The organism is Bradyrhizobium altum (assembly GCF_020889705.1).
Classification (GTDB): domain Bacteria; phylum Pseudomonadota; class Alphaproteobacteria; order Rhizobiales; family Xanthobacteraceae; genus Bradyrhizobium; species Bradyrhizobium altum.
On sequence record NZ_JACMYP010000250.1, the window covers coordinates 1 to 12,912 of the forward strand.

Below are 12,912 nucleotides of genomic sequence, written 5' to 3' on the forward strand. Positions count from 1 at the left end.
CTCCGGTGGCGAGCCGCGAGACGGTGCTCGCGGCCGGCCCGCGCATCAAGATCGAGAGCCCGCGCGTCATCGGCAGCATCGCGCTGAAGGGCGCCCGGATCGACGATCTGGCGCTGGTCCAGTTCCGCGAGGCCGTCGACCCCACATCGCCGGCCGTCGTGCTGCTGTCGCCGTCGGGCACGGCTGAGCCTTATTACGCCGAGTTCCTGTGGCTGACCGCCAGCGGTTCGTCGGTGAAGACGCCGAACGCCGACACCGTCTGGCAGCAGGAGGGGTCGAACAGCCTGTCGCCAAGCACCCCGGTGACACTGAAATACGACAACGGCCAGGGCCTGACCTTCCGCCGCACCATCTCGATCGACGATCGCTACCTCTTCAGCATCAAGGATGAGGTCAACAATCTCGGCAGCGCGCCGGTGACGTTGTATCCGTTCGGCCTGATCTCGCGCGGCGGCAAGCCGCCGGTCTCGGGCTACGCGATCCTGCACGAAGGCCCGATCGGCTATCTCGGCGAACAGGGCCTGCAGGAATTCACCTACAAAAACCTCGACGAGGCCAAGACCCCGACCGGTGGAAACTCACGCGGCGTCGTGTTCTCGAAGATCACCGACGGCTGGCTCGGCATCACCGACAAATACTGGGCCACTGCGCTGCTGCCGGAAACCAATGCGACGCTGGACACCGCCCGCTTCACCACCGGCGACAAGCGCTATCAGGCAGACTACATGCTCGGCGCGCAGACCATTCCGATCGGCGGCTCCGGCGTTGCCAATGCGCGGCTGTTCGCCGGCGCGAAGGAGGCCGCCACGGTCGGCCTCAACTTCCCGCTGGTCGGCTTCGGCGGCTACAACAAGCAACTCGGCCTCAACCATTTCGATCTCCTGATCGACTGGGGCCATTTCTACTTCATCACCAAGCCGATGTTCCTGGCGCTCGATTGGTTCTATCGCCTGGTCGGCAATTTCGGCATCGCGATCCTCCTGGTGACGGTGCTCGTGAAGCTCTTGTTCTTCCCGCTCGCCAATAAGTCCTACGCCTCGATGGCGAAGATGAAGTCGGTGCAGCCGCAGCTGGCCGCGCTGAAGGAGCGCTATCCTGACGACCGCGTGAAGCAGCAGCAGGAGATGATGGAGATCTACAAGAAGGAGAAGATCAACCCGATCGCCGGCTGTCTTCCCGTCGCCTTGCAGATCCCGGTGTTCTTCTCGCTCTACAAGGTGCTGTTCATCACCATCGAAATGCGGCACGCGCCGTTCTTCGGCTGGATCAAGGACCTCTCGGCACCCGATCCGACCAATCTGTTCACGCTGTTCGGGCTGATCCCGTTCGATCCGATCGCGCTGCTCGGACCGCATTTCGGCGCCTATCTGGTGATGGGCATCTGGCCGATCATCATGGGCATCACGATGTGGGTCCAGATGAAGCTCAACCCGGCGCCGCCGGATCCGACCCAGAAGATGATCTTCGACTGGATGCCGCTGATCTTCACCTTCATGCTGGCCGGCTTCCCGGCGGGTCTCGTGATCTACTGGGCCTGGAACAACACGCTCTCCGTGCTGCAGCAGAGCTTCATCATGCGCAAGAACGGCGTGAAGGTGGAGTTGTTCGACAATCTGAAGTCGACGTTTCAAAAAAAAAGCGTGACGACTGAGACAAAGAAGGCGACGTAGCTTCCTGCGCTCGCTCTATCACTGCGTCATGCCCGGCCTCGTGCCGGGCATCGACATATTTGGCGGCCAGCAAAACGTTGACGCGGATGGCCGGGTCGTCTTACGCCAAGGCTGCGTTTCGGGCTTTTGTCCGGCCACGATGAAATGGGATCCTTCGCATGACCGCCGAATCTGATGCGGAGCTGATCGAGCAGGGGCGAAAGCTGTTCGCCGGCGACTGGCGCTTCATCTGGGCCTCGCCCTCGATCGAGACACTGCCGCCGATGGCCGGCCTCGAGGTCGCCTTTGCCGGCCGCTCCAATGTCGGCAAGTCGAGCCTGATCAACGCGCTGACCGGCCGCAATGCGCTCGCTCGCACCTCGCATACGCCGGGCCGCACCCAGGAACTGATCTTCTTCGAGGGCCCGGAAAACGCGGACATTCGTCTCGTCGACATGCCCGGTTACGGCTACGCCTCGGCGCCGAAAACCAAGGTGGCGTCATGGACCGCGCTGATCCACAAATTCTTGCTCGGGCGCGCGACGCTGGCGCGGGTCTATGTGTTGATCGACGCCCGCCACGGCATCAAGGACGTCGATCAAGACGTGCTGAAGACGCTCGATAAGTCCGCGGTCAGCTACCAGGTCGTGCTGACCAAGGCCGACCAGGTCAAGGCCGGCGAACTCAAGACCGTCACCGCCGAAACCATCGCGACGCTCGCAAAACATCCCGCCGCGTTCCCCGAAGTGCTGGTGACCTCGTCGCGCACCGGCGACGGCATGCCGGAGCTGCGTGCCGCCATGGTGCGCCTGATCGAGGAGCGGCGCCGATGAACGGCGCATCCCGTCTCCTGATCGGCCTTGCCGCCATCATGGGCGCCTGCGGCGTGATATTGGCGGCGGCCGCGGCCCATCTGCCGGACGCATCGCGGCTGGCGGCGGCATCCTCGATGCTGCTGTTCCATGCCACCGCCGCCATCGCGACCATTGCGGTTGCGGAGCGCGCGATCATCCATCTGAAGCTCGGTGTCGTGGCGGCGGCAGGCTTCGTCATCGCGGCGTCATTGTTCGCGGGCGATCTCACGCTGCGCCAATATGGCGGCTATGGCCTGTTTCCGATGGCGGCTCCGACCGGCGGAACGCTGCTGATCCTGAGCTGGCTGGTGCTGGCGGTTTCGGCCATGTGGCCCAGACGCTGAACGGTAGCCCGTAGCCCGGGTGCAGCGAAGCGAAATCCGGGAATCGTGCCGCGGGTGCAAGCCCCGGATTTCGCTTGCGCTCCATCCGGGCTACGAATCGCGATCCCCACTTTGCGCCCTGCCCGGCAATCAGATAGAAACGCGCCCGTCCCTCCGCTGACGTGAGACCAGCCCCATGACCGACCAGCACATCAGCCCGCTCGATCAGGCCCGCATCCTGTCCGAGGCGCTGCCGCACATGCAGGAATATGACGAGGAAACCATCGTCATCAAATATGGCGGCCATGCCATGGGCGCCGAGGACACCGCCAAGGCGTTCGCGCGCGACATCGTGCTGCTCGAGCAGACCGCGATCAATCCGGTGGTCGTGCATGGCGGCGGGCCGCAGATCGCGACCATGCTGAAGCGGCTCGGCATCCAGTCGGAATTCGCCGCTGGCCTGCGCATCACCGATGCCGCGACCATCGAGATCGTCGAGATGGTGCTGGCGGGTTCGGTCAACAAGCAGATCGTCGGCTACATCAACGAGGCCGGCGGCAAGGCCGTGGGCCTCTCCGGCAAGGACGGCAACATGGTGAAGGCGTCGAAGACGACGCGCACCATGGTCGATCCCGATTCCAACATCGAGAAGGCGGTCGATCTCGGCTTCGTCGGCGACCCCGAAAAGGTCGACCTCACACTGCTCAACCAGCTGATCGGCTATGAGCTGATCCCGGTGCTGGCGCCGCTGGCGACCTCGCAGGACGGCCAGACGCTGAACATCAACGCCGATACCTTTGCCGGTGCGATCGCGGGCGCGCTGAAGGCCAAGCGCCTGCTGCTGCTGACCGACGTGCCCGGCGTGCTCGACAAGTCCAAGAAGCTGATTCCGGATCTGTCGATCAAGGAAGCGCGCAAGCTGATCGCCGACGGCACGATCTCCGGCGGCATGATCCCGAAGGTCGAGACCTGCATCTACGCGCTCGAACAGGGCGTGCAGGGCGTCGTGATCATCGACGGCAAGACGCAGCACGCGGTGCTGCTCGAGCTCTTCACCAACCAGGGCACCGGCACGCTGATCCACAAGTAATGGCAGACGAGGTCGTCATCGCGAGACGCGCGGCGAGGATGCCTCGCCGGTCGCCGCCGGCGCGGCTCGCGATGTCGCTGCCGGCCGCGCTGGTGTCGTTCCTGTTCTCGGCGGCGCCGGCGCATGCCGATCTCAAGCTCTGCAACCGCATGAGCTATGTGATCGAGGCCGCGATCGGCATCGACGACAAGGCCGCGACGGCGACGCGCGGCTGGTTCCGGATCGATCCCGCGACCTGCCGCGTCGTGGTGCAGGGGGCGCTGACCGCGGACCGCGTGCTGCTCAATGCCCGCGCCCTCGGCGTCTACGGCGCGTCGCCGATCCCGCAGAACGGCACCGACACGCTGTGCGTCGCGCAGGACAATTTCGTGATCGCCGCCGCGCGCCAATGCCGCTCCGGCCAGACGCCGGCACAATTCACCCAGATCACGCCGACGCAGACCGATGACGGCAATCTCGTCGCCTACCTCGCCGAAGACAGCGAGTATGACGACGAGCAGGCGCGGCTCGCCGGCATCCAGCGTCTGCTGGTGATCGCAGGCTACGACGCGGCGCCGATCGACGGCGTCGACGGGCCGAAGACCCAGAACGCGCTGTCGGCATTCCTGAGGAGCCGCGGGCTCGGCGGCGACATCGTGCAGTCGCCGAATTTCTTCGCCACCATGGTCGATGCCGTGCAGAAGCCCTCGCCATCGGGACTGACCTGGTGCAACGACACGCCGCACAAGGTGATGGCCGCGGTTGCGACCGATGACGGCAAGATGGTGACCAGCCGCGGCTGGTATCGCGTCGACCCCGGCAAATGCCTGCATCCCGACGTGTCGGGCACGCCGAAGCAGATCTATTCATTCGCGGAAGCCGTCGACGGCGACAACCGCGCCATCCGCATTAAGGACAAGCCGCTGAACTGGGGCGGCGCGGTGCAGCTCTGCACCCGCGAAAGCAAGTTCGAGGTCAACGAGCAAGGCGACTGCGCCACTCGCGGCCTCACCGCGCTCGGCTTCACCACCGTCGACATGACCAGCGGCGGCAAGACGCTGCGCTTTGCGATGCCGTGATGAAGACAATGGCGCCACATACATCACTGTCGTCCTGGCGAAAGCCAGGACCCATAACTACAAGACTGCGTTTGGCGAAGAACGACGAGCATCGTCCCTTATTGGTAGATTCCGCGGTATGGGTCCTGGCTTTCGCCAGGACGACGGCGGAGGGCTCGGCGACGTTCGCGCTGACCGCTGGAGAGCGACAATGAAAACTCCCCGCAGCTTCGGCCATGTCGAGACCTGGGTGTTCGACCTCGACAACACGCTGTACCCGCATCACGTCAATCTGTGGCAGCAGGTCGATGCGCGGATCGGCGAGTTCGTCGGCAACTGGCTGAAGATCTCGCCCGAGGAGGCGCGGCGGCTGCAGAAGGACTATTACCTGCGCTACGGCACCACCATGCGCGGCATGATGACCGAGCACGGCGTGCAGGCGGACGACTATCTCGCTTATGTGCACAAGATCGACCACTCGCCGTTGCAGCCGAATCCGGCGATGGGCGCTGCGATCGCCAAGCTGCCGGGGCGCAAGCTGATCCTGACCAACGGCTCAGTCGATCATGTCGATGCGGTATTGGGCCGGCTCGGCATCGGCCACCATTTCGACGGCGTGTTCGACATCATCGCCGCCGATCTCGAGCCGAAACCGGCGCCGCAGACCTACCAGAAGTTCCTGAAGCTGCACGACGTCGATCCGACCAAGGCTGCGATGTTCGAGGACCTCGCGCGCAACCTGGTGGTGCCGCATGATCTCGGCATGACCACCGTGCTGGTCGTGCCCGACGGCAGCCAGGAGGTAATGCGCGAGACCTGGGAGCTCGAAGGCCGCGACGCGGCTTATGTCGACCACGTCACGGACGATCTCACGGGTTTCTTGCAGCGGCTCGACAGGAAGCCATAGCAGCCGTAGCCCGGATGAAGCGAAGCGAAATCCGGGGCCGCTGCCTCCACCCGCAGCAAAGACCCGGATTACGCTGCGCTCCATCCGGGCTACGCAGCCGAGTTTACCTTGACTCCATGGCCCCAAATTCCGAAAAAGCCCTGCAAAACTCCCCTCATATCCCCGATACGCCCAAGGATTGTCCCGATGTCGCTGTCCGCCCTCGAAACCACCGTCAACACCGCGTTCGACGCCCGCGAAGGCATTTCGACCTCGACCAAGGGCGAGGTCCGCGAGGCCGTCGACCACGCGCTGGATCTGCTCGACAAGGGCGAAGCGCGCGTCGCCGAGCGCGAGGCCAGCGGCAAGTGGAAGGTCAATCAGTGGCTGAAGAAGGCGGTGCTGCTCTCGTTCCGCCTCAACGACATGGGCCAGATCGCGGGCGGCCCGGGCACGGCCTCGTGGTGGGACAAGGTGCCTTCGAAGTTCGAGGGCTGGGGCGAGAACCGCTTCCGCGACGCCGGCTTCCGCGCGGTGCCGGGTGCGATCGTGCGCCGCTCGGCCTTCATCGCGCGCAACGTCGTGCTGATGCCCTCCTTCGTCAATCTCGGCGCCTATGTCGATGAAGCCACCATGATCGACACCTGGTCGACGGTCGGCTCCTGCGCCCAGATCGGCAAGCGCGTGCACATCTCCGGCGGCGTCGGCATCGGCGGCGTGCTCGAGCCGCTGCAGGCCGAGCCCGTGATCGTCGAGGACGATTGCTTCATCGGCGCGCGCAGCGAGGTCGCCGAAGGCGTGATCGTGCGCAAGGGCGCAGTGCTGTCGATGGGCGTGTTCCTCGGCGCCTCGACCAAGATCGTCGACCGCGAGACCGGCGAAATCTTCGTCGGCGAAGTCCCGGAATATGCCGTCGTGGTGCCGGGCACGCTGCCGGCCAAGCCGCTGAAGAACGGCCAGCCGGGACCTGCCACCGCCTGCGCCGTGATCGTCAAGCGCGTCGACGAGCGCACCCGCGCCAAGACCAGCATCAACGAGCTGCTGCGGGACTGATCGGTCTTCCGCCGCGAGACCAGTCCATCACCGTCACCCTGAGGTGGCCGCTCCTTCAGCGGCCTTCGAAGGGTCGACGGCCCAACTGTGGCCGTGCATCCTTCGAGGCTCGCTCCGCTCGCACCTCCAGCGACAAAGGCGAAGCCTTTGTGCGGGGATGACGGGTCTAGACTGATCGAACCAATTTCTATCTGACGCCGACAAAACTCCGGGCCGCGAAGAATTGCCGCTGCCCGGAGTTTTTTCATGGACTGGGCCAATTACCTGTTCGGCTTCAAGGGCCGCGTCAACCGGGCCAAATTCTGGCTCGCGGCACTGATCATCGTGTGCTGGATGATGTTCCTGGCCGCGCTGGTGATTCTGGCGGGCCTCGGCGGCAAGGGTGCATCGTTCGGCTTCAATGTCGACGACATCTTCCGGGCGTTCGACCCGGACAGCTACAAATCGCTGACCTCCGCCGGATTGCCCGCGCTGCTGGTCAAGGCCAGCGGAACGGTACTGTTCGTCTGGGTCTACATCGCCGTCTCGATCAAGCGCCTGCACGACCGCGACAAGAGCGGCTGGTGGATGGTCCCGTTCTTCGCGATCCCGGGCTTCATGAGCCAATTCTCGGACCGGCTTCCCGATGATTCCTATTGGGTGATGGCCGCGGGCGCGATCGTCTCCGTACTCTACATCTGGGGCTTCATCGAGCTCGGCTTTATGCCCGGCACGCGCTACCCCAATCGCTATGGTCCCAATCCGCTTGGAAAAACCCACGCGCGGCAACGCGGCGACCGCGACAGCGGGTCGCGCTCCACGCGGGGCTGGGATCAGCAGAGCGAGCTCGAATGATGACGCACAAAGCTGGTCCACCCACAGCGTGACGTGTTAAGCGAGGCGCATGAGTGATGCTGTCTCGATTACCCGCGATCTGGTTCGCTGCCCCTCCGTCACCCCGGCCGACGCCGGCGCGCTCGGCGTTCTTGAAAATTTGCTGAAAGGCGCAGGCTTCGACGTCCACCGCGTGACGTTCTCCGAGCCCGGCACGGCCGATATCGACAATCTCTATGCCCGTATCGGCACTTCGGCGCCGCATATCACCTTTGCCGGCCATACCGACGTGGTGCCGCCCGGCGATGAAGCGGCGTGGACGCTCGGCGCGTTCTCCGGCGAGGTGAAGGACGGCTATCTCTACGGCCGCGGCGCCGTCGACATGAAGGGCGGCATCGCCTGCAGCGTCGCCGCCGTCCTGCGATATCTCAGCGACCATGGCGGCAAGCCGCAAGAAAATGGCAACGGCTCGATCTCCTTCCTGATCACCGGCGACGAGGAAGACGTCTCGATCAACGGCACCGTCAAGCTGCTGAAATGGTGCGCCGACCGCGGCGAAAAATTCGACCATTGCGTGCTCGGCGAGCCCTCCAATGTCGAGGTGCTCGGCGACATGATCAAGATCGGCCGGCGCGGCTCGCAGTCCGGCATGCTCGTCGTCGATGGCGTGCAGGGCCACGTCGCCTATCCGCACCGCGCCTCGAACCCGGTGCCTGATATCTCGCGGCTGATCGTCGCGCTGAGCGACGAGCCGCTCGACCACGGCAGCGCGCAATTCCAGGCCAGCAACCTCGAATTCACCACGGTCGATGTCGGCAACACCGCAAGCAATGTGATCCCCGGTCAGGCACGGGCGAAGTTCAACATCCGCTACAACGACAACCACACCCAGGAAAGCCTGCGGCAGCTGGTCGACGAGCGGCTGGCGAAAGCCTGCGGCAACCGCATCCGTGCCCACATCGACTGGCAGCCGTCGAACTCGAACGTGTTCGTCACCCAGCCCGGACCATTCACCGATCTCGCGGTTGCCGCGATCGAGGAGGTCACCGGCCGCAAGCCGGAGCTTTCGACATCGGGCGGCACGTCGGATGCGCGCTTCATCTCGAGCTATTGCCCGGTGATCGAATTCGGCCTGGTCGGCCAGACCATGCACCAGATCGACGAGCGCACGCCGGTGGCCGATCTGGAGAAGCTGACGCGGATCTATCGGGGCGTGTTGGACAGGTATTTTGCGTAATCCAGCCGCTCGGCTGGACAAAAATATCGAAAACAACCCCATGCACAGTAGGGATTGGGGCCGCTCGTCATCCATCCGCACCAGATGCAGTCCGTAGGATGGGTAGAGCGCAGCGAAACCCATCATCTCACCGCGCGGATACAAGTGATGGGTTTCGCTTCGCTCTACCCATCCTACCAGATCATTCACACCGCCTAATAATCCACCCGCATCAGATAGAGCCCGTCCGGTGGCGCCACGGGGCCGCAGGCGGCGCGGTTGCGGGCGGCGAGTGCGCCCGCGAGATCGTCCGCACTCCAGCGGCCCTCGCCGACCCAGACCAGCGATCCCACCATCGAGCGCACCTGGCTGTGCAGGAACGAGCGCGCCGACGTCACGATGTTGATCGCGTCGCCCTCGCGCGAGACGTCGAGCTGATCAAGCGTCTTCTCCGGCGACTTGGCCTGGCACTCGGTGTCGCGAAAGGTGGTGAAATCGTGCTTGCCGAGCAGCCGCTGCGCCGCCTTGTGCATCGCGTCGGCATCGAGCGCACGCGGCACGCGCCAGACGCGACTGACGTCGAGCGCGAGGTTCGCGCGGGTGTTGGTGATGCGATAGAGGTAGTGCCGCTTGATCGCCGAGAACCGCGCCTCGAAATCGTCGGGCACGATATCAGCCGCCAGCACGCCGATCGGATTGGGCCGCAAATGCGCGTTCAGCCCGTCGCGGAAACGGCCGGGCGGGAAATGCTTGGCGATGTCGCAATGCGCGACCTGGCCGCGCGCATGCACGCCGGCATCGGTACGCCCTGCGCCATGGACGCGCACGTCCTCGCCGCAGATCGCCTTGACCGCCGTCTCCAGCGCGCCCTGCACGGTCGGTGCATTGTCCTGGATCTGCCAGCCGGAGAATGGCGTGCCGTCATATTCGATGGTGAGCTTGTAGCGCGGCATCAGGCGAGCCGCGCCGGCGGCTTCAGCGGCGTGCCGCGCAAAAAGTCCGCCGCCTTCATCGGCGCCTTGCCGGCGCGCTGCAGTTCGAGGATCCGGATTGCGCCATCGCCGCAGGCGATCGCAAGATTGTCGTCGAGCACGTCGCCCGGTTGGCCCGAACCTTTCGCCTGCTCGCAGCGCAGGATTTTCAGCCGCACCGGCTCGCCCTCGCCTAAGAGCTCGCACCAGGCGCCGGGGAACGGCGAAAGCCCGTGAATGTGCCGCAGCACCGCACGCGCCGGCTGCTTCCAGTCGATCCGCGCCTCAGCCTTCTCGATCTTGGCGGCGTAGGTGACGCCGTGCTCGCTCTGCTTCGTCAGCTGCAACCCGCCGCGCTGCAGCGCGCCCATCGCGCGCATCATCAGATCGGCGCCGAGCGGCGCCAGCGCGTCGTGCAGGTCGGATGCCGTCATACTGTCTGAGATCGGCAGCCGCTCGGCCATCGCGACGTCGCCGGTGTCGAGGCCGACATCCATCTTCATCACCATCACGCCGCTCTCCGCATCGCCGGCCATGATGGCGCGGTTGATCGGCGCGGCGCCGCGCCAGCGCGGCAATAGCGAGGCATGCAGGTTGAAGCAGCCGAGTTTTGGCGCGTCGAGAATGGCCTGCGGCAGGATCATGCCGTAGGCGACGACGACGGCGGCATCTGCGTCAAACGCGCGAAACTCCTCCAGCGCTTCCGGTGTCTTCAGCGTTTTCGGTGTCAGCACGGGAATGCCGAGGCGGCGCGCCTCCTGCTCGACCGGCGTCGGCTGCAACTGCAGGCCGCGCCGCCCGCCCGGTTTCGGCGCGCGGGTATAGACCGCCACGACCTCGTGGCCATGGGCCACCAGCTCCAGCAGCGTCGGCACCGCGAAATCGGGCGTGCCCATGAAGATCAGGCGGAGAGGCATCAGACAGGGCTCGATGGCATTTGGAGTGCTCCGTTATGCACGGGCTCAAGCGCGAAGCGCGTCTTCGCATCAGAAGCCCCGGGCATCCACGTCTTTCGTATCAGCGAAGCAAGACGTGGATGGCCGGGTCAAGCCCGGCCATGACGCGTCTGAGGAGCCGGCAACGCCTACTCCGCCGCGCGCTTGGCGGCCTTCTCGAATTTCTTGAAAACGCGGTCGCGCTTCAGCTTCGACAGATAGTCCACGAACAGCACGCCGTTGAGGTGGTCGATCTCGTGCTGGATGCAGGTGGCATAGAGCCCATCCGCATCCTCCTCGTGCAGCTTGCCGTCGAGGTCGGTGAAGCGCAGGCGGATCCGTGCCGGGCGCTCGACCTCCTCGTAATATTCGGGGATCGACAGGCAGCCCTCTTCGTAGACCGACAGCTCTTCCGAATGCGAGATGATCTCCGGGTTGATGAACACCCGCGGCTGCGGCGTGGTCTCGCCATTCTCGTCGCGCTTGGCGAGGTCCATGGTGATCAGCCGCAACGGCTGCGCGACCTGGATCGCCGCCAGCCCGATGCCGGGCGCGTCATACATGGTCTCGAGCATGTCGTCGGCGAGCTTGCGGATCTCCGGCGTCACCTTCTCGATCGGTTTCGACACCAGACGCAACTGCTTGTCCGGCAGGATGATGATTTCTCGTAATGCCATGGCGGCGATTTAAGCTGCTGACTTCATGGGGTCAATGCGCTCAGGAACCGGTTAACGCAGCCTTAACCACGTTTCTTCACGCAACGTTAACCAAGAAATTTAAGGGAGTGTCTACCACAAACGTTCCCTTTTCGTTCGATGACGGTGCCGAATCGGCTACAACGGCCGGTATGAACGAGATTCTCCTCACGATTGGCGACCTCCCGGTCCGTGTCTCCGACGCGTTGATCGGCCTTGGTGCGCTGGCGCTGATCCTGCTGTTCGCCATCGCCGTGGTGATCGCGCGCGCCAGCCGGCGCGGCGCGGAACTCGCGATGGCCCAGGCCATTCGCGCCGACGAACTGGAGGAGCGGCTCGCCGACATGCTGCGGGCCCAGAGCGAGGCCTCGGGGCGGGTCGACGCGATGGGGCAGGCACTGGCCGGCAGGCAGGCCGAGATGGCCCGTGCCGTCAACGAGCGGCTGGATTCGGTGACCCACCGGGTCGGCCAGTCGATGGAACAGACCACGCGCAACACGATGGATTCGCTGCGCGTGCTGCATGAGCGGCTCGGCATCATCGATCACGCCCACAAGAACCTCAACGAGCTCACCAGTCAGGTGACGACGCTGCGCGACGTGCTCGCCAACAAGCAGTCGCGCGGCGCGTTCGGCCAGGCACGGATGGAGGCGATCGTCCAGGACGGCATGCCGAAGGGCTCGTTCGAGTTCCAGTACACGCTGACCACGGGCAAGCGACCGGACTGCGTCGTGTTCCTGCCCGACCAGCGCCCGCTCTGCATCGACGCGAAGTTTCCGCTGGAGGCCATGACCGCGCTGCACGATGCGCGCAGCGACGAGGAACGCAAATTCGCCAGCCAGCGGCTGCGCACCGACGTGCTGAAGCATGTCAGCGACATCGCGGAAAAGTACCTGATCCCCGGCGAAACCCAGGACACCGCGCTGATGTTCGTGCCCTCGGAATCGGTCTATGCGGAAATCCATGACGGCTTCGACGATGTAGTCCAGAAGGCCTATCGCGCCCGGGTCGTGCTGGTGTCGCCCTCGCTGCTGATGCTGGCGATCCAGGTGATGCAGCAGATCCTGAAGGACGCCCGCATCCGCGACGCCGCCGACCAGATCCGCAATGAGGTGATGCATCTCGGCGACGACCTCAGCCGCCTGCGCGAGCGCGTGCTCAAGCTGCAAAATCACTTCGGCCAGGTGAACGAGGACGTCAGGCAGATCCTGATCTCCGCCGACAAGATCGAAAAGCGCGCCGGCCGCATCGAGGAGCTCGACTTCAGCAAGTCCGAAACCCCGATCGAAGTCCCCCGCTTCGTCAAGCCAGCCGCCCCCGACCTGTTCCCCGCCCCGCGCAAGCTGCAGGCGGGGGAGTAGTACGGACCCTCATCTCACCTCATAGTCAG

The 12,912-nt window shown here is 64.7% G+C and carries 13 protein-coding genes; 10 read left to right on the plus strand and 3 right to left on the minus strand.

The window, feature by feature from the left end; genetic code table 11:
* The 9 genes from yidC to dapE all read left to right on the plus strand — a co-directional run.
* On the plus strand, positions 1-1,670 hold a 1,670-nt coding region (yidC, locus tag H8B02_RS37960; RefSeq protein WP_229170884.1), incomplete at its 5' end, for a membrane protein insertase YidC.
* Between the two features lie 158 nt (positions 1,671-1,828).
* On the plus strand, positions 1,829-2,482 hold the full coding sequence (gene yihA / locus H8B02_RS37965; RefSeq protein WP_229170885.1) for a ribosome biogenesis GTP-binding protein YihA/YsxC: 654 nt from the start codon (positions 1,829-1,831) through the stop codon (positions 2,480-2,482).
* Positions 2,479-2,847 (plus strand): DUF423 domain-containing protein, encoded by a 369-nt coding sequence (locus tag H8B02_RS37970; protein ID WP_229170886.1) that lies wholly within the window; start codon positions 2,479-2,481, stop codon positions 2,845-2,847. Before yihA ends, H8B02_RS37970 begins: the two co-directional genes overlap by 4 nt.
* 175 nt (positions 2,848-3,022) lie before the next feature.
* Positions 3,023-3,916: an acetylglutamate kinase gene (argB, locus tag H8B02_RS37975; RefSeq protein ID WP_029083632.1), complete on the plus strand. Its 894-nt coding sequence runs from the start codon at positions 3,023-3,025 to the stop codon at positions 3,914-3,916.
* A gap of 71 nt (positions 3,917-3,987) precedes the next feature.
* Positions 3,988-4,974, plus strand: coding sequence for a DUF1036 domain-containing protein (locus H8B02_RS37980; protein WP_229170895.1), 987 nt, complete (start codon positions 3,988-3,990; stop codon positions 4,972-4,974).
* A gap of 190 nt (positions 4,975-5,164) precedes the next feature.
* Positions 5,165-5,860, plus strand: coding sequence for a pyrimidine 5'-nucleotidase (locus H8B02_RS37985; protein WP_229170887.1), 696 nt, complete (start codon positions 5,165-5,167; stop codon positions 5,858-5,860).
* Positions 5,861-6,046: 186 nt separating this feature from the next.
* Complete coding sequence (gene dapD / locus H8B02_RS37990) at positions 6,047-6,892, plus strand: 2,3,4,5-tetrahydropyridine-2,6-dicarboxylate N-succinyltransferase (protein ID WP_229170888.1); 846 nt, start codon at positions 6,047-6,049, stop codon at positions 6,890-6,892.
* A gap of 246 nt (positions 6,893-7,138) precedes the next feature.
* Complete coding sequence (locus H8B02_RS37995; protein ID WP_229170889.1) at positions 7,139-7,726, plus strand: DUF805 domain-containing protein; 588 nt, start codon at positions 7,139-7,141, stop codon at positions 7,724-7,726.
* A gap of 49 nt (positions 7,727-7,775) precedes the next feature.
* A complete protein-coding gene (gene dapE, locus H8B02_RS38000) occupies positions 7,776-8,942 on the plus strand; it encodes a succinyl-diaminopimelate desuccinylase (protein WP_229170890.1) in 1,167 nt (388 codons plus the stop codon).
* Positions 8,943-9,136: 194 nt separating this feature from the next.
* On the opposite strand, the gene truA is transcribed toward dapE, so the two are convergent.
* From truA to def, 3 genes are all read right to left on the minus strand, one after another.
* Positions 9,137-9,874 (minus strand): tRNA pseudouridine(38-40) synthase TruA, encoded by a 738-nt coding sequence (gene truA, locus H8B02_RS38005; protein WP_229170891.1) that lies wholly within the window; start codon positions 9,872-9,874, stop codon positions 9,137-9,139.
* Positions 9,874-10,809 carry a methionyl-tRNA formyltransferase gene (fmt, locus tag H8B02_RS38010; RefSeq protein WP_229170892.1) on the minus strand — a complete coding sequence of 312 codons (936 nt, stop codon included), beginning with the start codon at positions 10,807-10,809 and terminating at the stop codon, positions 9,874-9,876. The genes truA and fmt overlap by 1 nt, the downstream gene beginning before the upstream one ends.
* A gap of 167 nt (positions 10,810-10,976) precedes the next feature.
* On the minus strand, positions 10,977-11,504 hold the full coding sequence (def, locus tag H8B02_RS38015; RefSeq protein WP_229170893.1) for a peptide deformylase: 528 nt from the start codon (positions 11,502-11,504) through the stop codon (positions 10,977-10,979).
* Positions 11,505-11,674: 170 nt separating this feature from the next.
* On the opposite strand from def, the gene H8B02_RS38020 reads away from it, so the two are divergent.
* On the plus strand, positions 11,675-12,883 hold the full coding sequence (locus H8B02_RS38020; protein WP_229170894.1) for a DNA recombination protein RmuC: 1,209 nt from the start codon (positions 11,675-11,677) through the stop codon (positions 12,881-12,883).
* The last annotated feature ends 29 nt before the right edge of the window (positions 12,884-12,912 follow it).